The following is a 23,629-nucleotide window of genomic DNA, read 5'->3' as shown; positions in this document are numbered from 1 at the left end:
TTACGCTCCTTGTAACTCTGGTTGTTTGTGGACGTCATGGATGTTTGGGAAAGAAGCCCAAAGCTTTTGCGTGTAGGGGTGTTGAGGATGATTGCGTATATAGTATGCTCGATTGACTTCGACGATTTCTCCGTGACGCATGATTGCAATTCGATCACATAGTTGGCTCATGAGTGCCAGGTCATGAGTGATAAAGAGGACTGAAAAACCGAACTCATCTCTAAGCTGATAAATTTGCTGTAAAATTTCTCTCTGTACCACTACATCTAATGCTGTTGTGGGTTCATCCATAATGATCAGTTTTGGATTTAGAGACAAAGCAATGGCTATCACCAACCGCTGACGCATTCCTCCTGAAAATTGATGAGGATATTCTGCTAAGCGTTCTCGAGGAATATTGACCAAGTCCAACAACTTTTCTGCTCTATCTTTTGCTTGAGCGTTAGTGAGGCCTTGATGGTGTCGTAACACATCTGCAAATTGCTCTTGTATCGTTAAGACAGGGTTGAGTGAGTTCATCGCGCTCTGGAACACCATGGCGATTTCACTCCACCTTAGAGCGGTCAGTTCAGAGTCTGAGATACTAAGGATATCTTTGCCATCAAACCATATTTTACCGCCAGAAATGAACGCTGGCGGCTTATGAAGACGATTTATTGAGAATGCGATTGTGCTTTTACCACATCCAGATTCACCGGCAAGACCAAATACTTCGCCTTTGCCGATATCAAAGCTGACGGACTTTACCGCATTAAAATCACCATTATCAGTGATGTAATCGACGCACAAATCTCGGATCTGGATGACCGGGTCATTGTGGTATGCATGACTTAAGTTAATACCATCCATATAAACACCTTATCAATCTAAAAGATAATTATTATCATTATCAGGTGTGGCGGTTTTTAGAAAGTATCAAGCTATGAATCAGTGAAGTGACTCGAAAGTTAGGTTAAACAGGAAGTGGTGTAATGCGTCGTTGATAAAACTAAAGAAGAGCAGAATTGAGAGCTAGATCAGCACACTTTTCGTAGGGGGAATTACTCAAATTTAATCGTAAATTTGTCCCTTGGCAAAACTTAAATGATGAATCTATTAAGGAGTTAACGAAAGGGCGGGAGGGGTCACATTTCCCTACAGTTTTTCTTACCACCTTGTTCCGGTTTTGCTATAGATTACGCATCGAAAACATGGTGTGTTCGGAGGAAATATGTCCATTAATTCTATCGACCATGACGAGATGACCAACATCGCTCACAAATGGGAATTACCTGATGAGGAAACCGTTGTGAAGCCAGAGAAAACAGTGAAATCAGCAGAAGCCAGAAGACGCATTGAAGCGTTACGTGAGATCCGTGAAAGTGGGTTGACCATTGAAGAAGCAAGGGAGCTTGGCTTGATACACTGATCGCCTCAGGTTGGTTTAGCAACCCATAGGGTAGTCGACGGACTGCCCTTTTTATTTTTTCACTCTATTACTCTCTTATTCAAAACCTCCATTTACCTGTCTTGCGCCTCAAAAGCACGAGTTTCACACTCACGTCCCGTCCCGAAGAAGTTTGACAATCTGACCTTGTGTTACTAGATATATCAGTAGCGATATGCTTTTTGTTGATTATCGCAACCACAAAGCAAGGAGCGCAAGTATGGTTGATCAAATCCTTTTTTATGAGCCCGATGAGCCCCACGGTTTTCTCTCAAATTTTTGCCATGCCCCAGTCAATATCTCCTCCCAAACTTGGCCCACCAGCGAACATTATTACCAAGCCCAAAAGTTTCTCGATGCTCAGTTGCAAAGTAAAATTCAGCACGCAAGCACCCCTGACGAAGCGTTTGCTTTAAGCCGCAAATACGAACACTTTGTCAGAAGCGATTGGGACGATATAAAGTTGGCTGTTATGGCTTTCATCGTTAGGGAAAAGTTTCTACAAAATCCACCATTAGCGCAGCAATTAATGAGAACGGGTAACGCTTGCCTAACAGAGCATTCTCATAAAGATGCCTTTTGGGGAGACGGGGGAGATGGTAAAGGAGAAAATCATCTAGGAGAGATTCTGATGAATGTGCGGGCAGAGCTGAGACATGTTGAGCCTTACAATCTCGTGAAGTTTATCGATAAAGCCAAATTGCCCACCCAGTGGGGCACATTTATGATGTACGGCTTTATTGAAGCCGCGACAAATAAAGAGCATCTTGCTCTGGTCTATGGTGAGCCAACAAAAAGTGCAGCTCCACTTATTCGGTTGCATTCGGAGTGTCTTACCGGAGATGCTCTATTTAGCACGCGTTGTGACTGTGGTTTTCAGCTTAATAGAGCGCTACAAAACATCGTCAAAGAGGGATGTGGCGTGCTGCTTTATTTACGTCAAGAAGGGCGTGGAATCGGCTTGATTAATAAAATTCGTGCCTATCACTTACAAGATGATGGCGCAGATACCGTGGAAGCAAATGAGCGTTTAGGTTTTGCCGCTGATATGCGTGATTACGCGTTCTGTAAAGGAATGCTAGAGCATTTGGGGATTGACGCTGTGCGTCTAATGACGAATAACCCACGCAAGCTCGCCGCCTTAAAAGCGGTTGATATTAACGTCATTGAACGAGTGCCATTACAAGAAGGGAATAACCCAAGTAATCAACATTACCTGCAAACCAAGGCGAGTAAATTGGGGCACATGTTTGATCCTAAGTTTGTTAACCACACTAAGTAAGTGCTACAGATTTCCCAGAAACAAAAACGCCAACGTATCATCGTTGGCGTTTTTGTTAATGAGGTGATTCATTGATACTTTTGAATGATTTCATCAATTTCCCCTGAGGCTTTTAATTCAACGAGTCGTGTATTGATGTAATTTTGAGTTTCTGGTTGCATTTGAGGAGAAAAAGCCAGGTAGATTGAGTAGTCAGGAATAACCGAGCTGAAAGGCTGTATCTGAAAATTCTCTAACGGCAAATTGAGTCGCTTTAAGTTGTAAAGAACTCGGGATTCCATCTCGACAAAAGCTGTATCTCCAGGGGTTCGGCTTATCACTCGGTATGCGGCGTTGTAGTCTTTCACGCGCATTTCATTGACACTGCCATTTTCAAAGAACGGTGTTAAATTTGGATAATCAAACCCCAGCAGTAATACAATAGAACGACCATGCATCGTATCCATATTTTTGAACTCTAAAGGCTTCTCGCTACTCGATACCAGTACATGTTTTACAGTGTAAATGGGCTCCTCAGATAAATTTTCCGATTGCACCTTGCCCCAGTTCGGGCTGCCATAAGTTAACCAGTTTGGCTCAGCGCCTTCTTCCAATATGGAAATCATACGTTTAAATGGATAAGTATGATAATTCACTTGGTAATCCGACTCCGCGAAGATAGCGCTGACGATATCGGTCACAATTCCGGAGTGCATTTGTCCCTGTTGTTCAATTTGAAATGGTCGAGCTTGTTCAGCAATGACGTAATAGTTCACTTGATTTGCGGTCACATGAGAACTTACAACAATTAAGCTAAAAGCCAATCTAAGTAGAAGTCTTTTCATCGTATCCTCGATTATTATTTGTGCGTAGCTATATTTAGAGTAGCGCAAGTTTATCGGAGCGGTTTCATATGGATGAAAAAGAGCGATCTCAACGTCGTTTTAGTATCGGCAACCAACTTATGTTGGCGGTATTAACGTTGAGTTTAATCTTTACGGTCATCATTTCTACAGTGAGCTTATATCGAGTTTTTCACGAAGATTTAGCCCATTTAGATGTTGAATTAAAGCAGGTTGAGTCTAGCTATTTATCGAGTTTTTCTGCGAGTTTGTGGGTAGAGGATAGGGAGCTGTTGCTGACACAAGCTCAAGGTGCAATGCGTATGCCCTCGGTGGACTACTTACGTATTGCTAGTGAAGACGAAGTTATCATTGAATTAGGTTCGGCGCTTTCTGAGGATGTTGTCGAGAGAAGCTGGCCGATGCAGTATCGGGTCGGCGATAAAACGTATGATCTCGCGATATTAACGGTTCAATCGGATCTTAGCGCGATATATGAAGATCTTTGGCAGCAGTTCTTTTTTCTACTTACGACAGAAGCGATCAAAATTCTTGTCCTCATCATTGGTGTTCTTTGGGTGGCGTTTCGCTTGTTGGTCAATCCGTTACAATTGCTGTCTGGTGCGGTGAGCGATTTTCGTGGCGGTACAGTGCCGAGTAAAGTGACTCTCCCTAAACGATGGTGCTTTGATGAAGTGAGTGTTTTGGCAGAGAAATACAACCGAAGTGTTGAGAAAGTGAAAGAGCACCAGACTGAGTTAGAGGCTGAACGCGATAGGGCAGAAGTCGCTAATCGTAAGAAAAGTGAGTTTCTTGCCACTATGAGTCATGAGATCCGCACACCGATGAATGGCATTATTGGTGTGTCGTCGTTGCTCAATGACACCGACCTCGATCCCCAGCAAAAAGAGTTTGTAGAGATCATTGACAGTTCTTCTCACTCACTAATGACGATCATCGACGACATTTTGGACTTCTCTAAAGTTGAAGCTGGCAAAGTAGAGCTAGAATACACGAGCTATGATCTTCGCGAGCTACTTGACGATGTCATCAGTTTACATAGTGTCAAAGCCAAGCAGAAAAACTTACAGCTGCTCAGCGATATTGATCCTCACTTGCCAACGGAAGTGCAAGGTGATGCCACACGATTGAAACAAGTTCTGAACAATTTGTTGAGCAACGCGATTAAATTTACCGAGCGCGGCCATGTGAAGCTTCTTGTAGCGTTATCTCGACTTGATGGAGAGACCGCTCATATCCGGTTTCGAGTTGTGGATTCTGGTATTGGTATTGCGAAAGAGCACCAACAAGCAATCTTCGAACGCTTCCAACAAGCTGATGGTAGTACCACTAGAAAGTATGGTGGGACAGGGCTTGGTTTGGCGATAGCTGCACAGTTGGTTAACTTGATGGGAGGGGAAATACAACTAACAAGTGAGCTTGGGCTGGGAAGCTGTTTTGAATTTTCGATTCCTGTTGCTGTAATAAATGCGCAATCGACCTATACCGACCAACTTAATGTATTAGATTTCCGGAAAGCGGAAGACAACGAAATCAGCCCTCAAGATAATGATAAACCTTGGGTATTGGTTGTTGAAGATACCATCGTCAATCAGAAGGTAGTTCGCATCATGTTAGAAAAACTGGGTGTGCGAGTGAGTGTCGCCAACCATGGCGAAGAAGCATTGCAGCTGTGTGATCAGCAGCCTTTCGATTTGATTTTTATGGACTGCCAAATGCCTGTGATGGATGGGTTTATTGCTACGGAGCGAATTCGAAAAATGGGAGAGTGGGGGAAACACGTTCCAATTATTGCGCTAAGTGCCAATGTCATTAAAGAGGATCAGCAACATTGCTTCGATGTTGGGATGAACGAGTTCGTGGCTAAACCCGTTACCAAGACTCGATTACAACAAATATTCGAACAGCATTTACCAAAAGCACTGAAAATCAGCGCTGTGCCTAAATAGTTAACTTGAAATCGATCAAGTTAAGTGCGTTTCTATTCTGTAATTGTAACTCTGTGTGATATAGTGCCCGGCTAGTATTTAAAGTACCTTGAGGCTGTGAATGTCGTTTAATCTATCCCTATTGCCGCCTGACGAAAAAAACAAAATCGAACTGGATAAGCAGGCGTCGTTTTTGGTTTGGAAGCTCAGAGAGGCCAAATCTGGTCCTGAAGCAATAGAAGAACAGTTGTCCAAGATTAACGATGCTGATGAAAAGGCGTTTTTCCAGCAATCGGTCGAAAAGTACAAACGAGTAATGGGTGTCGCTTAACGCGAACCGTGGCAATGGTTCAATCCAATGTGACGAATGAGGTAACCTCCCTATTCCTTTGCTAAGCGAAATTGAAAAGGTTTCGCTTTTTGCTAAAATCCTTCGCATTAAATTTGAATTTAGAGAGACATCCCGATGGGAAGAAGTTTTGAAGTGCGCAAAGCCTCTATGGCGAAAACTGCAGGCGCGAAAATTAAAGTTTATTCCAAATACGGTAAAGAAATTTACATGTGCGCGAAAAACGGTGGTGGTGATCCAGACATGAACTTGTCTTTGAAACACCTGATCGCAAAAGCGAAAAAAGACCAAGTTCCTGCGCACGTTATCGATAAAGCGATCGACAAAGCGAACGGTGGCGGTGGTGAAGACTACACTCCAGCACGTTACGAAGGCTTCGGTCCTGGCGGTACTAGCGTTATCGTTGACTGTCTAACAGACAACGGCAACCGTACTTTCCAAGATGTACGCCAATGCTTTGTGAAAGTCGGTGCGAAAATTGGTGTTGAGGGCTCGGTTTCTCACATGTTCGATCACCAAGCGGTATTCCAGTTCAAAGGCGACGATGATGAAATTATTCTAGAAACGCTAATGATGGAAGACGTAGACGTTACTGACGTTGAGCTAGAAGACGGTGTTATCACTGTATTCGCACCTCACACAGAATTCTTCAAAACAAAAACTGCGCTTAACGGTGCATTCCCAGATCTAACGATCGATGTTGAAGAAATCACATTCGTTCCGCAAACTCATACGCCTGTATCGGGTGAAGATGCTGAGAAGTTCCAGAAATTCCTAGATCTTCTAGATGACTGTGATGATGTTCAGCAGGTTTACCACAACGCAGAGCTGTAATTAATTCGCTCATATCGTTGTAAAAAGGCTTCCTCAGGGAAGCCTTTTTTTGATCGCTTTTTCTCAAGCAGAGCTATGCGTTACGATATTTGGAATAACACAGCGACATGATTACACCAAAACAGATACCTTGAGTTAGCATCGCCGTGCCGCCATAGCTAAAGAAGGGAAGTGGGCTACCCATTACTGGCAACAAGCCACTCACCATGCCCGTATTGATAAAAGCATACAGAAAAAAGCTCATCGCTAATGCGCCACTTACCAGCCGACTAAAAAAGTGGTCAGACTGACATGCAAGCAACATAACGCGTGCAGTAATAAACAAGTACAATGCGAGTAAGACTAAACTGCCAACAAAGCCCCATTCTTCCGCATAGGTCGAAAAAATAAAGTCCGTATGACTTTCTGGAATAAACCCAAGTGTTCCTTGCGTAGCATTCATCCAACCTTTGCCTTTCATACCGCCTGAGCCAATCGCAATCAAAGATTGGATGATTTGGTAACCCGAACCCAGTGGATCGGACTCAGGGTGCAAGAACTGTGTTACACGGCTCTTTTGATAGGTTTCCATAACGAAGAACCATAAAATAGGTGCTAACGTTAAAATGCTCGCAATAAACCCGCAGATTATTTTCCAGCTCATGCCAGCCAAAAACAAAACGAACAATGCATAAATGACGGTAAAAACTGCACCGTCTAAATCCGGTTGTAGCGCGATTAACCCGGCAGGAATCATTGTAATAAGTAAGCAAAGCGCAATTTTCCGACTGTCTGGTCGACCTCCTTCAATATGCAGCATCCAGGCGATCATGATTGGAATGGAAAGTTTGATTAGCTCAGACGGTTGAAAGCGGAAGAAGCCGATATCGAGCCAACGTTGAGAGCCATTGGTGCTATCACCAAATAAAGCGACAGCAAGTAGCAGAGCAACCGCAATAATGTAGAGATATGGAGCTGAGCGCTGATAGTTGGACGCTGGAATCGAGGACATGACCAAGATACAAACTAATGTCAGTCCGCAGCGCGCCAAATGTTTGAAGAGCATCGCCTCATTAAAGCTACTGGCACTCCAGAGAGTGAGCGAACTTAACAGCATGATCGGAATGATCGCCATGAGTAGTGGCAAATCAACTCTTGGGAAATAACGCTTATTCATTTTCAACGACCTAATAACGCACCTATTTTGAGTGCGAAAACAACTAAAACTCGAAGAGTTCAAACTATTCCGATGCTAAGAATCTCGATTCGGAAACAACAGACACCATGCAAAGGTGTGTAAGAAAGGAGAGTGCGACACTGTCTGTTATGGGTAGTTGTGAGATGGATAAATACACTAGCCTCAGATTTTAAGCCAGTGTTTTTATTGTGACTGCCGTAAAAATGTAGAGTTACGAATTAACGGAGTTGTATTTTCAGTTTAAGTTAATGTCATTCATCTTCTCTCAATACCATTCACTCCGCATAACTGCCATTGGTCGCATGCAAAAGCAGCGTGCGACCTTCTCCCTTAATCTCAAACCATCAAATCACGTTCAACTAAGGACAGTACATGATGGTTTCTCAATCTCGCTCAATCAAAGCTCTTAAACTGGCAAGTACGTTTATCGCCGCATTTGCACTTAGCAGCAATCTGGCTCTGGCTAACCCAAGCGAGCGCACACTCAGTCAATTCAACCAAGCGGCGCAGGGTGACTCTGGCTTAGTTGATACTGTTTATGGCGAACTATCCAAACAACTCGAAGAGCAGGGCGCAACGCCGGTGACCTTGGTTTACTTGGGCAGTGCTGAGACGTTGCAAGGTCGTGAGGCGTTTATGCCTTGGAACAAGATGAAGTTCACCGAGCGCGGTCTTGCCACAATCCAAAAAGGTTTGGATCTAATGGCGAATCAGCCAGTACCACTGCAAGAGCAACAGCGCTTACAAGGCTTGCCGGAATACCAATTAGCCACCGCCATGGCAGCCACTACGTTTACTTCTCTGCCAGACATGTTCAATCACTTTGAGCGTGGCTACGAGCTGTACCTTTCATTGCTCGATGAGCCGAGTTTTAGCCAACAACCTTTCGCGGCTACTTCGTGGATTTATCGCTACGCCATTGAAGCAGCACTACGCGCTGAAGATGTTCAACAAGCCAAAACATGGTTAGCGCAAATGGAGAAGTTGGGTGACAGCAATTTAGAAACGCAAACCGCGAAAGCGCTGCTAGCGAAATAGTAGGGAGGCGTCATGATCGTTTTTAATCAACTCAGTCGCGATTACGCCCTTGGCAGCCAAACGGTGCGTGCATTGCGAGACGTTTCTGGTGAAGTATTTGCCGGCGAAATGGTGGCATTATGCGGGCCGTCGGGCTCAGGCAAAAGCACCTTACTTAACGTGCTTGGCATGCTGGATACTCAATACCAAGGTCAGGTGACATTTGCAGGCACCCCATACCCAACCGGACAAATGCAGGCTGCGAAAATGCGCCGTGAAAAGCTTGGCTTTGTGTTCCAAAAATTCAACCTTGTCCCCGTGATGACGGCACTAGAGAACGTGGCGTATCCGCTACATCTCAATGGCTTTTCAAAAGTAGAACAAACCGAGCTCGCCACACAAATGTTAGAGCACGTTGGCTTAGGCGAGTTTATTCATCACATGCCCGATAACCTATCAGGCGGCCAGCAGCAGCGTGTGGCAATTGCACGCGCCTTAGTGCACAAACCGGCATTGGTGATTGCCGATGAGCCAACCGCAAGTCTTGATAGTCAAACTGCTAACAAGGTCATCGACATTATGAAAGGGCTCGGACACGAGCTTGGCACCACTTTTATCGTCGCTACACACGACCCTCGTATGGCATCTCGCTGCGATCGCACCATTGAATTGGTGGATGGCAAAATCACCCAAACGCACGCAAGTGTGGAGGAGGTTTCATGGGCAAGCTAATTCCTGTTTCGGTTCGCCTTGCTTGGTTGAACCTGCAACGCAATCGCCGCCGCAGTTTGTTGTCGATGTTGATCATTGCCATTGCCGTGTTTGCATTAACCAGTGCGGGCGGTTTTGGTCTGTACACCTACGACAGTTTGAAAGAATCGACAGCGCGTGACACGGGGCATCTGACGTTAACCACGCCGGGTTATTTCGCCAAAGAAGAAGAGATGCCACTGAGTAACGGTTTAACTCATGCAGACGACATTACCAAGCAATTGATTGGGTTGAATGAAGTGCGAGGTGTGCAGCCACGAGTTGAATTCAGTGGTTTGATTTCCAACGGCAACAAGTCATCGATCTTTATCGGCATTGGCGTGAACGAGCGCGAATTCGATATGAAAGGGCCGTTTTTGGATGTGCGCGAAGGGCAGACGCTGTCCAACATTCATGCATCGCGTTATGACCCAGCAGAGCCAGAAGTGATGCTTGGCATTGATTTAGCGAACAACCTAAGCGTGCACGTTGGTGATTGGATCACTTTGCTGGCGACCACAACCGACGGTGCGTTGAACGCGTATGACTTCAAAGTACGTGGCATCTATTCAACAGGCGTACCAGAGCTTGATAAACGCCAGCTGTACGTGCACATCAACAGCGCGCAATCGCTGCTCGGTTCAGACAAAGTCAGTGCGTTATCTGTCTTCCTGTTCGACACCAGTTTAACTAACCAAGTCGAGCAACAAGTGGCTTCGGTTCTGAGTAAGCAAAAGCAGAACTTTGGTGATCAAGATATTGAGATTACGCCTTGGCAAGAACGCGCGTTCTTCTATCTCAAAGTGAAAGATTTGTACGACCGTATCTTCGGCATCATGGGTGCAGTAATGGCACTGGTGGTATTTGTCGCGCTGTTTAACACCATGACCATGTCGGTAACGGAACGCACCCGTGAAATTGGCACCTTGTCAGCACTTGGTAGCTACCCTCGCGAAATTATTGCTGGGTTCTTGCGCGAAGCAGGGTTACTTGCCGTGATTGGCAGCTTAATCGGTGCTTTGTTTACGGCGCTAGTCACCGTCTTACTGATGGTCGTGGATGTGCAAATGCCGCCACCGCCAGGACGCACAGAAGGTTACCCATTAACGATTTACTTCTCTTGGGAGCTGGTGGCTATAGCTGGACTCGCAGTATTGATGATTTGTTTGGTTGCGGCATTTTTCTCGGCACGCAAAGGGGTGAACAAGCCAATTACGGAGGCTCTGATTTATGTTTAATTTCAAATCACTATTACCAATTGCATTGCTGACGGTAAGCGGCATGGCAAGCATGAATGCCAGTGCGAATGAAACAGCGTTAGATGCACAGCAAGTCGCGCAATTGATTGAAAAAGCCGACAGCTACCGCTTGCAAGATGATTCCTCCAAAGTGGTGTCACTGGTGCGCTTATATCAAGACCAAGAATTAGATAAAACCCGCCTTTACCATGTGTACACGCGTCCAAATCGTGAATCGCTGGTGGTGTTCAAATCGGCGGTTGAAGCTGGGCAAAAGATGCTGATGATGGGCGATAACTACTGGCTGCAAATGCCAAAGAGCCGCCGTCCGATTCGAATTACGCCAATGCAAAAACTGCTTGGTGAAGCGTCTATCGGCGACATCTCAACCCTGACGTGGAGCCAAGATTATCAAGGTGAATGGAAAGCGACAGAAACCGTTTCGGTGAACGGAGAAAGTGTCGCGGCTTATCATCTTGCTCTAAACGCGAAGACCAAAGGGGCGAGCTATCAGAAGATCGACTTGTGGTTGTCTGAGCAAGATGCGTTTCCTATCAAAGCCGATCTTTACTTGCGCTCTGGCAAACTCGCCAAGCAAGCGCAATACGGACGTGCAACCGACAACGGTGAAGACTACGTCAGTGAGATGACCTTGCTTGATAGCATTCAGCCGAGCAAAAAGACCGTTATCGAGTACCAAGAAATCGTGCCTTGGCAACTAGATAACAAGTTCTACAACCCAAGCTATCTGCCTAAAGCCAATACGACTCAGCTTTAGCCTGGACTCCGTAAATAGAACCATGAAAACGAGCAAGGAAGTTACATGAAATCGCACCAGCCTAACCTTAACAAAAGCACCAGTTTGTTGATTGCTGCCTCATTGTGTGTGGGCGCGTCAGCCCCTGCTTTTGCCAATGACGAACTGAGTTTTGAGTGGGATTGGGCTGTCAGTTACGAAACTGCCAAGCAGCGTGACAGCGCATTTATACAAGCGCAGAGCAGTTCTCGTGATTCACTTAATGCACTCTTGGATGTGCAGGTGAATTATCAAAACTTCAGTGGCTTGTTTGCTCTGTACAGCCAAGGTTTGTACCTCAATCAACAAGGAGAGAGTGACTGGTGGAGTGAAGCTGATAACCAACTGCTGATTCGAGAGCTGGCTTGGCTAGGAGAATGGCAAGTCGGTGATACCACTCTTGATGTGAGTTTGGGTAAGTTGCGCGTGGATTGGGGCGTCGGCTATGGCTACCGACCTTTGGATCTGTTTAAGCCTTATCGACAAAACCCGGTTGGCTTAGTTGCAGAAGAAGGTGCGGGTGTGTTTTCACTTTCACACTACGATATGGCAGGCGAGTGGACGGTGATTGCGACGGATTCAAGCTGGGGGCAACAAGACCAAAGTGCACTTGATCAAGCCGCAGAGCAACAAGGTATTGGTATTCGTCGTTATGCGCTGGTGGGTGACACCGAGTATCAACTTATTGGTTATTACGATGATGTGCGCCGAGGTTTGCTTGGCGCCAGTGCCATTGCCGTGTGGGATGAATCCATCGCCATGCACGGTTCCATGCTGTGGCAAAAGCAAAGTGTCGGCTATCAGTTTCAGCAGGATGATCTTTACCGACCCGTTTCGGTTGAGGAGCTGGGCAGCGCATTCCAAGCCTTAATTGGATTGAACTGGGCAAACCAAGCCGGACACAACGTGATTGCTGAATATTGGTACGACAGCCGTGCATGGTCGGAAGGCGAATGGCAACAAGCAATAGAGCGTGGCGAATTACTCTCTCAGATCCCCGACCATAATATATCTCTACTTGCGACAAGCTACGCCCAAGGGTTTCAGCATGCCAATATCGTTCAGCATAACGTAATGCTGCACTGGAGTTGGGATGTAGAAGCATGGGCTGCATGGAACGGTAAAGCGGATATGGGCTGGCTAAGTGATGTAACTCCTACGTTGGATGTGATGTTGTCGCCGCAAGATGGCGGTGTGATTGTCACGCAGTGGCTTAACTACCAATGGATTGATACTGGCGATCAAAGTGTAGAAGTGGAAGTTGCCGCACGCTTTTTAACCGGAGACGACCAATCTGCTTACGCACAAATCAATGATAAGCATATGATTGTATTTAACATCAAAGGGAAATTCTAAATGTGTTCAGCAAAATCAGTGGTGAAAAGTGGATGGCCGCGTAGCTTATTAGTGACCACGGCATTTTGTCTCTTTATCGCAGCAATGACGCTCTCGGTTTGGGGCGGTCCATTCTACATTCATGTGGCGGTTAGCTTTGGATTTGGCTATTCGGCTATTTTCTTCTCATGGCTTGTCGACCGCCTGTTTCCTACCATTCCTCGTTTGGCGGAAGTGGCTATCTCTTTGACGGCTTGCCTATTGTTTGGTGTGGTGAACGCCCAGCTTTGGCTTGGGGAATACTTCGGTATCTCAAGTATGCTGTCGGTTGGTCTCATGGGCTTGTTATTCAGTGCCATGTGCTTTTTCTATTTCTACTCACGCGAGCAACATGCGATCGCTCAAAGAGAGTTAGAGGCCATCAAACGCGAGAAAGCAGAGCAAGATCGTGCGCTCTTGCTGAGTCAGCTTAAGCAGATGCAAAGCCAGATTGAGCCGCATTTTCTATTCAATACCTTGGCGAATATCAGCGCGCTCATGTCGCAAGATGTTGATAAAGCTAAGCTGATGCTAGAACAGTTAACCGCGCTGCTGCGTGCAACGCTCAAAAGCTCACGTGAAGAGCACACTACCATAGACAATGAAACGGCGTTAATTGAGGCTTACTTAGGCATCCAGCAAACCCGTTTGGGTGATCGACTCAGTTACAAGATTGAGGTGGAAGAGGGGCTAGGCAGAACCGAGTTACCGCCGATGATGCTTCAACCCTTAATCGAAAACGCCATCATCCATGGTATTGAACCGAAGCGAGAAGGTGGCGAAGTCAGTTTGCTCATCAAACGCGAACAGCAGAACTTGAGGATTGAAGTCAGAGACACTGGTGTTGGCTTGAATCACGTTAGTGGTCACATGGGCTCTGGCGTGGGTCTAAGTAATCTCAAGCAGCGAGTTGAAGCTTTGTTCGCAGGGCAAGGAGAGGTTTCTATCAGTGAGTCTGCTCAGGGTGGCGTTTGTGTTCGCCTGAGTTGGCCAATGGAATCGTAATCAAGGAAGAAAGGAATGAATACAGGGTTTACTGCCATTATTGCTGATGATGAACCGCTATTGAGGCGTCATCTTGATAAAAGCCTAGCTGAAGTGTGGCCAGAGCTAGAGGTAATAGCCAAAGTCGCCGATGGTGAACAAGCGTTGCAAGCCATTGAGCTAAGTCAACCTGATATTGCGTTTCTCGATATTCGTATGCCAGTTTTGGATGGCATGACATTAGCGCAAAAACTCAATCAACTCGCCAATCCACCTTTGATTGTGTTTGTCACCGCGTACGATGATTACGCCATCAAAGCCTTTGAACAAAATGCCGCCGATTATTTGCTCAAGCCTATCTCGGATGAGCGCCTCCTGACGACGTGTGAAAGAGTGAAAGCACGCCTTGCTAAGCGAGAGCAAGAAAGCAGTAATGTGCAGATGAGCAGCCTATTAGAGCAGTTGCAGCAATTATCCGCGCCACAAACGCCGCAATATCTTCAGTGGATTAAAGCGACGCAAGGGGAAGATATTCATCTGATCGCCACGTCTGATGTGTTGTATTTCAAAGCGGAAGAAAAATACGTTTCTGTGTATGCCCAACAAGGACAAGGCAAAGTGCAGGAGTATTTGATTCGTACATCGTTGAAAGAGTTGATAGGGCAGCTTAACCCAGAACAGTTCTGGCAAGTGCACCGTTCAAGCGTGGTGCAAGTGTGCAAAATTAGCAAAGTAAACAAAGACTTTGCAGGCAGAATGTTTGTTCACGTTGGAGAAACTAAGCTCGCTGTGAGCCGTGCATCTCAAAGTTTGTTCAAAGGGATGTAATCGCTAGAACTGTTCACTCTTTACACTGTAAACTCGCTACTCTTAACCCAAATTATCAAGGAAGATAAATGAGTTATCGCGTAACCCTGTTAAATGCGACGGGAGAGTTGTCCCCAATCTCTGAGTATTTACATCAGAAACTTGATGATCTGAGCTTACAGCTTTCTAGTTACTTTGATTTAAGTAACATTGACCTCACCGTTAGCCCGTTTGATCGCAATGACGTACCGCAGACGGGGATTGGCGGCTATTGCTTAAGTGCCTATCGTGTAGAGATTCTGCTTGATACTCAACGTGCTGATATTAAAAACGTTATTGAGAATGAACTAGCTGCGGTGTTAGCGCATGAGTTGCATCACCTGTTCCGTATGCGAGCCGGAGAGAATGACGTTGCACTTGGTGATGTGCTGATTATGGAAGGGTTAGCTTGTCATTTCGAACGTAAGATGAATGGCGGCGTCACTCCGAGCTTGTTTGAGCAAATCAAAGATCAAGATTGGCGCCCTTTCTATGCTGAGATGAAAGGCAAGTTGACCAGCTTAGATTACAACTTCGACGCTTACTTTCTTGGTAGCGATGAAAGCCGCTGGCCGAAATACATGGGGTATTGGGTTGGGTACAACCTTGTTGCTGAATATCTGGCTGATTTTCAAGGCTCTGAACTGGATTTAGTCGGAGCAAAAGCCGAGCTTTTCTATCAATAACTCCGACACAAGCCAAACTAATAGGCTGAGTCATAAAAACAAAAAGCGCCTAGGTCATAAGACGTTAGGCGCTTTTGTCGTTTTATAGCGACGATTTCTCCGAAGAGGCGAATGGGCTTATTCGCTGATCGTCACTTTCTCAATAATGATTGGATCGCATGGAACATCATCGTGACCAAGTTTAGAGGTCGTTTTCACTTTCGCGATGCGGTTTACGACATCCATACCCGCGGTCACTTTACCAAACACTGGATAGCCCCAACCTAGGTTGGTGGTTGCGGTGTGGTCTAGGAAATCATTGTCTTCCAAGTTAATGAAGAACTGTGCTGTTGCAGAGTGCGGAGCATCGGTACGCGCCATTGCGATAGTGCCAACAAGGTTCTTTAGACCACGGTTTGCTTCGTTCGCGATAGGGGCGCGCGTTGGCTTTTCTGTCATGTCTTCGGTATGACCGCCACCTTGAATCATAAAGCCGTCGATAACGCGGTGGAAAATGGTGCCGTTGTAGAAGCCATCTTCACAGTATTTTTTGAAGTTCTTTGAGCTAACTGGCGCTCGTTCTAGGTTCAGTTCAATCTCGATATCACCGAAATTGGTGGTCATAATAATCATCTGGTTTGCCCTTATGGGTGCTAAGTTGGCGGCATTATAGCTAAGTCGTATGAGGATAGCAGAAATAAAAACAGCGACGTTTTGGCGTCGCTGTTTGCATGGTGAATGGGTGAAAAGCGTTAAACCGTAAAGCGACCGACCAAGTCGTACAGCTCGTTAGCTTTGTGGTTTAGGTTGCCACTGCCTGCTCGGTTTTGGTTGGCAAGGTGTGCCGATTGGCTGCTTTGTTGAGAGATGACTTCGATGCGTTGTGAAATCTCTTGCCCAACTTGGCTTTGCTCTTCGGTTGCCGTTGCGATCAAGGTGTTCATGTCCATGATGTTAGCAATTGCGGCTTGGATTTCTTGCAGTGCGGCAGAGGCAGCTCGTGCTTCTTCAACCGTTGCTTCACCGCGCGCTTGGCTCGAACCCATGGCTTTCACTGCCGCATCCGAGCCAGACTTCAATTGCTCAATCATTTGGTGAATTTCGCCTGTGCTGTCTTGAGTGCGACTCGCCAGTTTACGAACCTCATCGGCAACGACTGCGAAGCCGCGACCTTGTTCGCCTGCACGGGCTGCTTCAATGGCTGCGTTTAGTGCCAATAGGTTGGTTTGCTCGGCTATATCCTGAATCACTTCCAGAGAAGAAGAAATGTTTTTTACGTCGCTCTCTAAACGAGAAATCACCGTGCTGGCTTCTGACACTTCTAGCGCGAGTGCTTCGACAGAGTTCGCTGCCGAATCAACAATGTGTTTTGCTTGTTGTGAGTTTTCATCGGCGTCTCTGGCTGATTGCGCTGCTTGGTTAGCGTTGTTTGAAATCTCGTGCGCCGTTGCTGTCATCTCGGTCATTGCCGCTGCGACTTGTTCGGTCTCTTCACGTTGACCAGAAGCTAATTCATCCACTTGCGATGCACGCTGTGACATCTCGTTGGTCTCTGAAACCACTTCTTGTCCTACGTGGCTAACGCTCTTGATTATGCCTTGTAGGCTTTCAACGAAGATATTGAAGTTACGGCTAAGTTGGGTGAACTCCGGCACGCTCGATTCTTCCATGCGCGCTGTTAAATCTGCATCGCCTTGCGCGAAAGAGTGGATTGAGGCATCAAACTGCTCAATAGGCTTCATGATGCTGCGGTTAACAAACACAGCGAAGACCGCGACGATAGCAGCAATCGAGACACAGAACAGAGCAATAGCCGTCAGTGTGGTGTTGAGGGCCTGATGCGCGGCTTCTTCCATGTTTGCCACAATGGCGTCGATATCGTCCGTGTAGAAACCCGTTCCCAACATCAAGTCCCATTCAGGAATAAAGACTGAGTAGCTCAGTTTCGGTAGTGCTTCACTCTGACCGAGTTTCGGGAAGTAATAAGTCGTGAACTCGCCAGTTTTGGCATTTTTTAACAAATCCTGAATCAAGTAATTGCCTTTCTTGTCCTGCAAGTTATAGAAGTTTTCCCCGATGCCTTTGGTGTTTTTACCCACCACGACGCGAACGCCTTTTGAATCATAACCAAAGATGTAGCCGGATTGACCAAACTCTAGTTGTTTCAAGATAGGCAGAGCCTCTTCCAGTGGGGCATTTTGTGCGAGTAGCGGTTCGACAGCGGAACGCGCCATTTGTACGTAACTTTTGAGTTCGGCTTTTTTCATCTCCATCATTCGACTTCGAGTTTGCTCAATCTCGTGCTCGTTGTAGGCCGTGGTTTGTACGTAGGTGAACCACATCATGCCTATTGCCATAGTTAGAATTGGAATTATTGAAAGGATATATAGTCGTTTTCTGATCGTCAGATTCATAGAGACGTCCTTCTCTCGGCGCAGCGTTACAAGTGACAAGCTGAATAAGCTTGCCTGATAAAAGTGTTAATACTTATTGTTGTAATGCTTAGAGATTAACCGAGTTACTCAATCAGAAGTACTGGAAATTTGTAAATCTAGACGAAGGTCGTAGCATTTTTAAGCGGGATCACAATTAACGTGAACACGACCCACTATTGCAACGAGAAGTCCCCGTTAACCAATATGAGACGCGATACCTATTCTTTGCGAATTTCAGGTAAAGCCAGTCAGCAACAGGTTTAACGAGGCGCCAACGCAGTGGAGCGTAGAGCCAACCGCGACCAACTAATTGCCACGCACGATGAGTCACGTCCAACCCAAGCAGAAGCTCCCCCTTTTCGTTGAGGGCGTGCAAAATGGTGTTGGCTTGTTCAGGATCGATCTGAGGATAATCTGCGAATGCATCACTATAGATATCGACGGTTTTGATTTGCTGCTTGGCATCGCGTTGTTTTAGCGCCTTCATCTCTTTGGCACAAAGCGGGCAGGTTCCGTCATAAAATATGGTGAGTTTTGTCATTGCGGTTTTCTTGTTTGAGATTTTCTAATCGCTTTTACGTGGCGAATTTTCTTTTGGTTCATTGTTTTGCAAGTAATGCAGCCAATTGTCGCGAATGTTGCCGTAATTGAATTGGCAGAACTCTTTGCGATCACGCAGGTAGTCTTTTTCTACTTCATCGAGTAAGGCTTTGTATTGCTCAGGATCACTACCGTACACCAGACATAACGTTGAAAAGTAACGCTGCAAATCAAAGCTGTGTTCGTCAATGTACTCGCCAAAATCGTAGTAGTCCGGTCTGTCGTCGGATTCGAATGCGAACATGTCGGCGGCGCTAATGGCCATATCTGCGCCATCTTCTAGGAAGTCAATCATTAAAATAGTGGCAAAATTATCGACCGCATCTTCTTCTTTTCCGAGAACAGGGATGCTTTGATCTTCGATGTAAGCATGTCCAGCTTCATGAAGTAAAGTGTGCAATAACGTATCTAGCGCCCCTGTTTTTGGGGATTTTCCGAAGCGTTCTTCATACTGATTATTGGAGAAGTAATTGAGCGACTCCAAATAAAAAGTGTAAGGAACGTATATTGTGTGTGTATCAGGGTCATACATTGGACCATCTTCTCCGCCGTAAACCAGCGTGAGAGCTTTATCAAATGGAAAGTAGGCCTGAGATAGCTCAGCAAAGATGGTGTTTACATCGCTGCTTTGAATCGATTGTTGGGCGATTTTTTCATGAGTTGTCTCTACGGGAGAATATTGAATACGAATGTTTTCAGCTGCTGTAGCTGATGAGACGACGCTGAGTAATAGCGCAGCGCAAAGCGAATGAATGTTCATGTGGGACTCTTGTTATTGAATAACTTGTATAAAAAATTATACATGTTTTTGCCTGATGCATAGTTGGGGTTGTACTCATTAGCCAAAGTCGGGACGTCGGTCTCGAAAAGCAATCATGATAACATCGCATATTTCGGCTGCTTGGTTCTCTAGGGCGTTTATCAAGACCTCTTGGATAAGAACGGCGGTGAAGTTATTAGCTATGCATCGTTTTCTAAGAAGCTTACTGAGTAACTGTGCTTCGATCTTTATCTGTGAAAATGATAATAGGCAGTTAATCATTGCAAGGTTTAACCATGGGGTTGGTGAATGTCACTGAATTGAAGAAAATTATCAGCGATATGTTATAATCCTGCTCCGTTGTGACGAAAACGTTTGTTGCAGCCTGAGAGTTTCCTTGGATTCGGCTCGTTTATACACCATGAGCCAGAGTTGAAAAGCTACGACAGGAACAGGCAAACCCAATTGTTTTGAACGCGCTCTCGGCGTTTAGCGGTTACAACGGGAAGGAACTTTGTTTGATAGTAATTGACACATTCTGTTTAAGTAAGGGAGCCCGAAGTGGTTCAGAAAGTGTCACCCAGAATTTACTCACAACACGACACCCCAAGCGATAACGCACAGGTATTGCGAGGGGCCATTTGAAGGAGCTGTATCAGCTCCTTTCACATTTAAGGGCTTGCTAACAGCGTAAAAACTGACACATCGCTTAAGGAGCGCCCCTTAAACTAGCCTAAGGCGCATCTACACCAACTTTTTGAGTATTTTCGAAACAATAAAGCGAGAAAATTTGCTATTGAACGAAGGTTAAACTAACACTCATTCATTACGGAGAATGAAGAGAACAATAATAAGAGGCGATATGAATCATTTAATATCTGTAGGTGCACTGGAGTCCTTCTTGGTCGCAATCAGTGTGCTTTTCCTGGGGCATTTTATTAATGCTAAGCTACCGATTTTAAAGAAATTCAACATACCTGAGCCGATTGTAGGTGGTCTTATTGTGGCCTGCATGATTACTGCTCTTCATTTCAACGGCATCGACTTAGAGTTCGACTTGCCATTACAAAATACGTTTATGTTAATGTTTTTTGCGACAGTTGGTTTGGCCGCAAATTACACTCAGTTGATGAAAGGAGGTGCGAAGGTTTTTATCTTCTTAGCTGTCGCATCGTTTTACATCATCATACAAAACGGCGTTGGCGTTTCACTTGCGGCGGCGCTCGGTTTAGATCCTTTGATGGGGTTAATTGCTGGCTCGATTACTCTGTCAGGTGGTCATGGTACAGGTGCTGCGTGGTCACAAACCTTTCAAGACGTGTATGGATTGGATAACGTCTTAGAAATTGCAATGGCATCAGCGACTTTTGGTTTGATCATCGGCGGTATCATTGGTAGCCCTGTAGCGCAGCGTCTGGTGGAAAAGAACAGCATAGAGTCTGAGTATGGTCGTGGTGGTCGAGATGCCAAAACTCACGAGAAATTCCCGGAGTTGGTGACTTACAATGAATACGAAGAAGATAAAGTAACGGCGAAAAAAGTGGTGGAGAAACTCTTTTTCCTACTGATCTGTGTTACTGGGGCCAAGTATGTCGAGCAATGGGTAAGCACGTATGAAATCTCATGGCTGATGATTCCAGACTTCGTATATGCGCTATTCATTGGTGTGATCATTACGAATTTCTTGGAAGTGACCAAGATTCGTAAGTTAGATGCCGAAACGGTCGATATGTTAGGTACGGTATCGCTATCTCTGTTCTTAGCGATGGCTCTGATGAGCTTGAAGTTATGGAATATCTTCGATCTAGCGATTCCATTCTTGGTTATTTTAGCTGTGCAGTCTGTCGTCTTAGCAATCTTTACGTACTATGTTACGTTCAAAGTGATGGGAAGCAACTACGATGCTGCTGTTATTGCAGGGGGGCACTGCGGTTTTGGCTTGGGGGCAACCCCAACAGCCGTAATGAACATGGGTTCGATCGTTAACCGATTTGGCCCGTCGCCACAAGCATTTATGGTGGTGCCAATTGTGGGCGCTTTCTTTATCGACATCGTCAACTTAATTATCTTGCAAGGCTACATTTCATTCCTTGGTTAAAGTTAAGTGGATGAGCTCCTAGAGGCGAAATAAAACGGTCACAACACTGGTTGTGACCGTTTTTTTATGACTTGGTTTGGTCGTTTATTGAACGAAGCATTATTGGATAGTTCGGCTGAACTTGAGGCTAGCTGTCCAACCAAGAATACCAATGAAGGCGTAAATGCCAACGTTTAACCAACCCGCTTGAGGAATGGCATTGAATGGGTTTGGTGTAATAATGGCGTGCAGCGGAAGGTAAAGCACTTCGGAGAAAAACTGATCTAGCCCGTAGAAACCAAAAAGTGCGATAGGCATCCAACGCAGCGCATAAATGGCGATAAACAAAATGACCAGTGGTGAGTTCACTTTTTGTGAAATAGCCATCGCAGTTAATGCCAGCGGTAACAGCAGAATACCGGCGAACAACATTCTGATTAAAAACTCTCCCCAATGCAGCAGCACGTAACCTAACGAGGCTTGGCGGTACAATAAAGCCAATTGGTGATCAGTAGAGATGTTCAGCAACCACAACATTGAATTTGCAGCGAGTACGAGCACCGAGCAGACAAGCGGAATCACCAATAAGCCAAATCCTAGCTTCACTAAATGGGCTTTTATGTCACTGACAGGCATACTGCGCCAAAACATAATGCTGCCTTCCGCCCGTTCTTTGCGTAGCGTTCTTGGGAAGTACTGAACGGCTAACAAGATAGACAGCAGCCCTGCTCCTCCGGTAATCAACATATTGACATCATCACCAAGCTCTTTGTGAATGTCACTGACATCGCCACCAAAGCTCATTTGGAAAAACATATTGTGTTGTAGAGTGTCGTTACTCATTAAACTCACAAAGAGAATAACTCCACACGCCAACACAAACAGTGGAATATGTAAAACAAGAGGGTTTTCTAACCACTCTTTTTGCAACATCGCGACAACTGAACGCATTACGCTGCCTCCTTCTGCAATGCTAAAAATAAATCCGCTAATTTCACCCCATGGATGGAGCCCATTGTTTCTGCTTGTTGGGCATACTGGGCTTTGAGTAACCATTTCGTTGAACCGAGGCCTTTTTGTGACGAGAGTGGGTTCATCGCTTCAATTTGTGTGCGGTGCTCGTCGTTGGCTTCAAGAATGAAATAGTCTTCACTGATACTGTCCATCGAGGTTTGCAGAACGGGGCGACCATGCTTAAGAATCAGAACATCTGTCAGCAAGTGCTCAATCTCTGATACTTCATGACTGGCGATGATCAACACGCGCTCGCCGTCGTGAAACCATTCCAATAAGTGACGATAAAACGTCTCGCGATACACGAGATCTAACCCGAGTGTCGGTTCATCCAATATGAGGATTTGGGTGTTGGTCGCGATCACAATCGCGAGGTGTAATTGCACCTTCATCCCTTTGGATAAAGATTTGATACGCGCACGAGGTTTGATGTCCGTTTGACGAAGTAGCGTATCTGCTTGGGCGCGATTGAACCCTGGGTGCACGCCCTCGGTATAGTTAAGCAGTTGAGCAACGGTCATCCAATCTGGCAGAACGTTGACATCCGAGATGTAGGATAAGCTCTGCATTATCTTGTCGCGTTGCATAATGGGTTCAAATCCGTTGATACGAATAGTGCCCTGATATTCATGTGCACCGAGTAGGGCATTAATAAGCGTTGATTTACCTGCGCCATTATGGCCGAGTAAGCCAAGTACTTGTCCTGCATGTAGGTCGAAACTCACTTCATGCAGTGCTTCTCCTTGTTGCTGATATTGCTTGGATACGTTGTTTACACTGACTAATGCGCTCATTGGTCACCTTTCAAGTGTGGTTTTAGTTGTTGAATGAATTCGTCGAGTGACATATCCAGACGCTGTATTGTGTCGGCTATCTGCGGAATTTGTTGCTGAAGAAAACGTGCCTTCTCGTCTGCGAGTAATTTGAGCTTTGCTCCTGAAGCGACAAACATACCTTGACCGCGTTTTTTCTCCACTAGCCCGTCATCAACAAGCAATTGATAGCCTTTCATAACGGTGAGGTGGTTAATTTTCATATCTGCAGAGATGCTACGGACGGAGGGCAGAGCATCGCCTTCTTGCCAGACACCTTGCAGTATTTGCTGCGTGATCTGGTCTGCCAACTGTCGAAATATCGGTTGGCGATCATGCCAATTAGTCATGAGTGAATCTCTTGGTTGAGATGGTGTTATATATATGTATAACACCTAGTGCATTAGAGAGAAAGTAATAATT

At 45.7% G+C, this 23,629-nt stretch carries 24 protein-coding genes; 14 read left to right on the top strand and 10 right to left on the bottom strand.

Going from position 1 to position 23,629, the window contains the following annotated elements; translation table 11 throughout:
• On the bottom strand, positions 1-849 hold the full coding sequence (locus tag R7F67_RS02560) for an ABC transporter ATP-binding protein (RefSeq protein WP_065275569.1): 849 nt from the start codon (positions 847-849) through the stop codon (positions 1-3).
• Positions 850-1,210: 361 nt separating this feature from the next.
• Between R7F67_RS02560 and R7F67_RS02555 the strand changes: the two genes are divergently transcribed.
• Both R7F67_RS02555 and ribA read left to right on the top strand, forming a co-directional pair.
• Positions 1,211-1,408: a PA3496 family putative envelope integrity protein gene (locus R7F67_RS02555; RefSeq protein ID WP_005374493.1), complete on the top strand. Its 198-nt coding sequence runs from the start codon at positions 1,211-1,213 to the stop codon at positions 1,406-1,408.
• Between the two features lie 238 nt (positions 1,409-1,646).
• Positions 1,647-2,708, top strand: coding sequence for a GTP cyclohydrolase II (ribA, locus tag R7F67_RS02550; RefSeq protein WP_017635221.1), 1,062 nt, complete (start codon positions 1,647-1,649; stop codon positions 2,706-2,708).
• Between the two features lie 68 nt (positions 2,709-2,776).
• Here the strand turns inward: ribA and R7F67_RS02545 are convergent, their stop codons facing one another.
• On the bottom strand, positions 2,777-3,532 hold the full coding sequence (locus R7F67_RS02545; RefSeq protein ID WP_005374490.1) for a substrate-binding periplasmic protein: 756 nt from the start codon (positions 3,530-3,532) through the stop codon (positions 2,777-2,779).
• A 68-nt stretch (positions 3,533-3,600) separates the two neighbouring features.
• Here R7F67_RS02545 and R7F67_RS02540 point away from each other — a divergent pair, with 68 nt between their 5' ends.
• The 3 genes from R7F67_RS02540 to R7F67_RS02530 all read left to right on the top strand — a co-directional run bounded on the left by R7F67_RS02540 (position 3,601) and on the right by R7F67_RS02530 (position 6,661).
• A complete protein-coding gene (locus R7F67_RS02540) occupies positions 3,601-5,499 on the top strand; it encodes an ATP-binding protein (RefSeq protein WP_042522309.1) in 1,899 nt (632 codons plus the stop codon).
• A gap of 100 nt (positions 5,500-5,599) precedes the next feature.
• Positions 5,600-5,809 (top strand): DUF3283 family protein, encoded by a 210-nt coding sequence (locus R7F67_RS02535; protein WP_005374484.1) that lies wholly within the window; start codon positions 5,600-5,602, stop codon positions 5,807-5,809.
• Positions 5,810-5,944: 135 nt separating this feature from the next.
• Positions 5,945-6,661 (top strand): YebC/PmpR family DNA-binding transcriptional regulator, encoded by a 717-nt coding sequence (locus R7F67_RS02530; RefSeq protein WP_005374482.1) that lies wholly within the window; start codon positions 5,945-5,947, stop codon positions 6,659-6,661.
• Positions 6,662-6,734: 73 nt separating this feature from the next.
• On the opposite strand, the gene rodA is transcribed toward R7F67_RS02530, so the two are convergent.
• Positions 6,735-7,817, bottom strand: a complete 1,083-nt coding sequence (gene rodA, locus R7F67_RS02525) for a rod shape-determining protein RodA (protein ID WP_206949183.1) — start codon at positions 7,815-7,817, stop codon at positions 6,735-6,737.
• 393 nt (positions 7,818-8,210) lie between these two features.
• On the opposite strand from rodA, the gene R7F67_RS02520 reads away from it, so the two are divergent.
• From R7F67_RS02520 to R7F67_RS02485, 8 genes are all read left to right on the top strand, one after another.
• Positions 8,211-8,876 (top strand): hypothetical protein, encoded by a 666-nt coding sequence (locus R7F67_RS02520; RefSeq protein WP_053303974.1) that lies wholly within the window; start codon positions 8,211-8,213, stop codon positions 8,874-8,876.
• Between the two features lie 12 nt (positions 8,877-8,888).
• Positions 8,889-9,587, top strand: coding sequence for an ABC transporter ATP-binding protein (locus R7F67_RS02515; protein WP_262659795.1), 699 nt, complete (start codon positions 8,889-8,891; stop codon positions 9,585-9,587).
• Positions 9,575-10,843, top strand: a complete 1,269-nt coding sequence (locus R7F67_RS02510; RefSeq protein WP_206949185.1) for an ABC transporter permease — start codon at positions 9,575-9,577, stop codon at positions 10,841-10,843. Before R7F67_RS02515 ends, R7F67_RS02510 begins: the two co-directional genes overlap by 13 nt.
• Positions 10,836-11,621: an outer membrane lipoprotein-sorting protein gene (locus R7F67_RS02505; protein ID WP_318056870.1), complete on the top strand. Its 786-nt coding sequence runs from the start codon at positions 10,836-10,838 to the stop codon at positions 11,619-11,621. The genes R7F67_RS02510 and R7F67_RS02505 overlap by 8 nt, the downstream gene beginning before the upstream one ends.
• A 45-nt stretch (positions 11,622-11,666) precedes the next feature.
• The gene (locus R7F67_RS02500; RefSeq protein ID WP_318056869.1) at positions 11,667-12,995 is read left to right on the top strand and encodes a hypothetical protein; all 1,329 of its coding nucleotides are present in this window, start codon (positions 11,667-11,669) and stop codon (positions 12,993-12,995) included.
• Positions 12,996-14,018 carry a sensor histidine kinase gene (locus R7F67_RS02495; protein WP_039986431.1) on the top strand — a complete coding sequence of 341 codons (1,023 nt, stop codon included), beginning with the start codon at positions 12,996-12,998 and terminating at the stop codon, positions 14,016-14,018.
• Between the two features lie 15 nt (positions 14,019-14,033).
• Positions 14,034-14,825 (top strand): LytR/AlgR family response regulator transcription factor, encoded by a 792-nt coding sequence (locus R7F67_RS02490; RefSeq protein WP_104028363.1) that lies wholly within the window; start codon positions 14,034-14,036, stop codon positions 14,823-14,825.
• A gap of 68 nt (positions 14,826-14,893) precedes the next feature.
• The gene (locus tag R7F67_RS02485) at positions 14,894-15,529 is read left to right on the top strand and encodes a DUF2268 domain-containing putative Zn-dependent protease (protein WP_206949188.1); all 636 of its coding nucleotides are present in this window, start codon (positions 14,894-14,896) and stop codon (positions 15,527-15,529) included.
• 117 nt (positions 15,530-15,646) lie between these two features.
• On the opposite strand, the gene R7F67_RS02480 is transcribed toward R7F67_RS02485, so the two are convergent.
• From R7F67_RS02480 to R7F67_RS02465, 4 genes are all read right to left on the bottom strand, one after another.
• Positions 15,647-16,141 (bottom strand): peptidylprolyl isomerase, encoded by a 495-nt coding sequence (locus R7F67_RS02480; protein ID WP_318056868.1) that lies wholly within the window; start codon positions 16,139-16,141, stop codon positions 15,647-15,649.
• Positions 16,142-16,260: 119 nt separating this feature from the next.
• Positions 16,261-17,922 carry a methyl-accepting chemotaxis protein gene (locus R7F67_RS02475; RefSeq protein ID WP_213893183.1) on the bottom strand — a complete coding sequence of 554 codons (1,662 nt, stop codon included), beginning with the start codon at positions 17,920-17,922 and terminating at the stop codon, positions 16,261-16,263.
• Positions 17,923-18,097: 175 nt separating this feature from the next.
• Complete coding sequence (locus R7F67_RS02470; protein ID WP_031780806.1) at positions 18,098-18,484, bottom strand: thiol-disulfide oxidoreductase DCC family protein; 387 nt, start codon at positions 18,482-18,484, stop codon at positions 18,098-18,100.
• 24 nt (positions 18,485-18,508) lie between these two features.
• Positions 18,509-19,303, bottom strand: a complete 795-nt coding sequence (locus tag R7F67_RS02465; RefSeq protein ID WP_005383215.1) for a DUF4344 domain-containing metallopeptidase — start codon at positions 19,301-19,303, stop codon at positions 18,509-18,511.
• Between the two features lie 862 nt (positions 19,304-20,165).
• On the opposite strand from R7F67_RS02465, the gene gltS reads away from it, so the two are divergent.
• Positions 20,166-21,401: a sodium/glutamate symporter gene (gltS, locus tag R7F67_RS02460; RefSeq protein WP_005374448.1), complete on the top strand. Its 1,236-nt coding sequence runs from the start codon at positions 20,166-20,168 to the stop codon at positions 21,399-21,401.
• A 99-nt stretch (positions 21,402-21,500) separates the two neighbouring features.
• Here the strand turns inward: gltS and R7F67_RS02455 are convergent, their stop codons facing one another.
• Genes R7F67_RS02455 through R7F67_RS02445 form a run of 3 tightly spaced genes read right to left on the bottom strand, consistent with a single transcriptional unit; the run spans position 21,501 to position 23,556 of the window.
• On the bottom strand, positions 21,501-22,331 hold the full coding sequence (locus R7F67_RS02455) for a hypothetical protein (RefSeq protein ID WP_318056867.1): 831 nt from the start codon (positions 22,329-22,331) through the stop codon (positions 21,501-21,503).
• Positions 22,331-23,188, bottom strand: coding sequence for an ABC transporter ATP-binding protein (locus tag R7F67_RS02450; protein ID WP_005383221.1), 858 nt, complete (start codon positions 23,186-23,188; stop codon positions 22,331-22,333). The genes R7F67_RS02455 and R7F67_RS02450 overlap by 1 nt, the downstream gene beginning before the upstream one ends.
• Positions 23,185-23,556, bottom strand: a complete 372-nt coding sequence (locus tag R7F67_RS02445) for a GntR family transcriptional regulator (protein WP_005374444.1) — start codon at positions 23,554-23,556, stop codon at positions 23,185-23,187. The genes R7F67_RS02450 and R7F67_RS02445 overlap by 4 nt, the downstream gene beginning before the upstream one ends.
• Between the last annotated feature and the right edge of the window lie 73 nt (positions 23,557-23,629).

The organism is Vibrio sp. YT-17 (assembly GCF_033337375.1).
GTDB lineage: Bacteria > Pseudomonadota > Gammaproteobacteria > Enterobacterales > Vibrionaceae > Vibrio > Vibrio alginolyticus.
The sequence above is the reverse complement of the archived record's forward strand: the minus strand, read 5'-3'. Positions and strand labels throughout refer to the sequence as shown.

Coding starts and splice junctions, on each gene's coding strand:
- R7F67_RS02510 (WP_206949185.1), top strand. CDS start 9,575: ATGGGCAAGCTAATTCCTGTTTCGGTTCGCCTTGCTTGGTTGAACCTG.
- R7F67_RS02515 (WP_262659795.1), top strand. CDS start 8,889: ATGATCGTTTTTAATCAACTCAGTCGCGATTACGCCCTTGGCAGCCAA.
- R7F67_RS02530 (WP_005374482.1), top strand. CDS start 5,945: ATGGGAAGAAGTTTTGAAGTGCGCAAAGCCTCTATGGCGAAAACTGCA.
- R7F67_RS02555 (WP_005374493.1), top strand. CDS start 1,211: ATGTCCATTAATTCTATCGACCATGACGAGATGACCAACATCGCTCAC.
- ribA (WP_017635221.1), top strand. CDS start 1,647: ATGGTTGATCAAATCCTTTTTTATGAGCCCGATGAGCCCCACGGTTTT.
- R7F67_RS02480 (WP_318056868.1), bottom strand. CDS start 16,141: ATGATTATTATGACCACCAATTTCGGTGATATCGAGATTGAACTGAAC.
- R7F67_RS02485 (WP_206949188.1), top strand. CDS start 14,894: ATGAGTTATCGCGTAACCCTGTTAAATGCGACGGGAGAGTTGTCCCCA.
- rodA (WP_206949183.1), bottom strand. CDS start 7,817: ATGAATAAGCGTTATTTCCCAAGAGTTGATTTGCCACTACTCATGGCG.
- R7F67_RS02475 (WP_213893183.1), bottom strand. CDS start 17,922: ATGAATCTGACGATCAGAAAACGACTATATATCCTTTCAATAATTCCA.
- R7F67_RS02495 (WP_039986431.1), top strand. CDS start 12,996: ATGTGTTCAGCAAAATCAGTGGTGAAAAGTGGATGGCCGCGTAGCTTA.
- R7F67_RS02500 (WP_318056869.1), top strand. CDS start 11,667: ATGAAATCGCACCAGCCTAACCTTAACAAAAGCACCAGTTTGTTGATT.
- R7F67_RS02535 (WP_005374484.1), top strand. CDS start 5,600: ATGTCGTTTAATCTATCCCTATTGCCGCCTGACGAAAAAAACAAAATC.
- R7F67_RS02505 (WP_318056870.1), top strand. CDS start 10,836: ATGTTTAATTTCAAATCACTATTACCAATTGCATTGCTGACGGTAAGC.
- gltS (WP_005374448.1), top strand. CDS start 20,166: ATGAATCATTTAATATCTGTAGGTGCACTGGAGTCCTTCTTGGTCGCA.
- R7F67_RS02470 (WP_031780806.1), bottom strand. CDS start 18,484: ATGACAAAACTCACCATATTTTATGACGGAACCTGCCCGCTTTGTGCC.
- R7F67_RS02545 (WP_005374490.1), bottom strand. CDS start 3,532: ATGAAAAGACTTCTACTTAGATTGGCTTTTAGCTTAATTGTTGTAAGT.
- R7F67_RS02450 (WP_005383221.1), bottom strand. CDS start 23,188: ATGAGCGCATTAGTCAGTGTAAACAACGTATCCAAGCAATATCAGCAA.
- R7F67_RS02465 (WP_005383215.1), bottom strand. CDS start 19,303: ATGAACATTCATTCGCTTTGCGCTGCGCTATTACTCAGCGTCGTCTCA.
- R7F67_RS02540 (WP_042522309.1), top strand. CDS start 3,601: ATGGATGAAAAAGAGCGATCTCAACGTCGTTTTAGTATCGGCAACCAA.
- R7F67_RS02560 (WP_065275569.1), bottom strand. CDS start 849: ATGGATGGTATTAACTTAAGTCATGCATACCACAATGACCCGGTCATC.
- R7F67_RS02490 (WP_104028363.1), top strand. CDS start 14,034: ATGAATACAGGGTTTACTGCCATTATTGCTGATGATGAACCGCTATTG.
- R7F67_RS02455 (WP_318056867.1), bottom strand. CDS start 22,331: ATGCGTTCAGTTGTCGCGATGTTGCAAAAAGAGTGGTTAGAAAACCCT.
- R7F67_RS02445 (WP_005374444.1), bottom strand. CDS start 23,556: ATGACTAATTGGCATGATCGCCAACCGATATTTCGACAGTTGGCAGAC.
- R7F67_RS02520 (WP_053303974.1), top strand. CDS start 8,211: ATGATGGTTTCTCAATCTCGCTCAATCAAAGCTCTTAAACTGGCAAGT.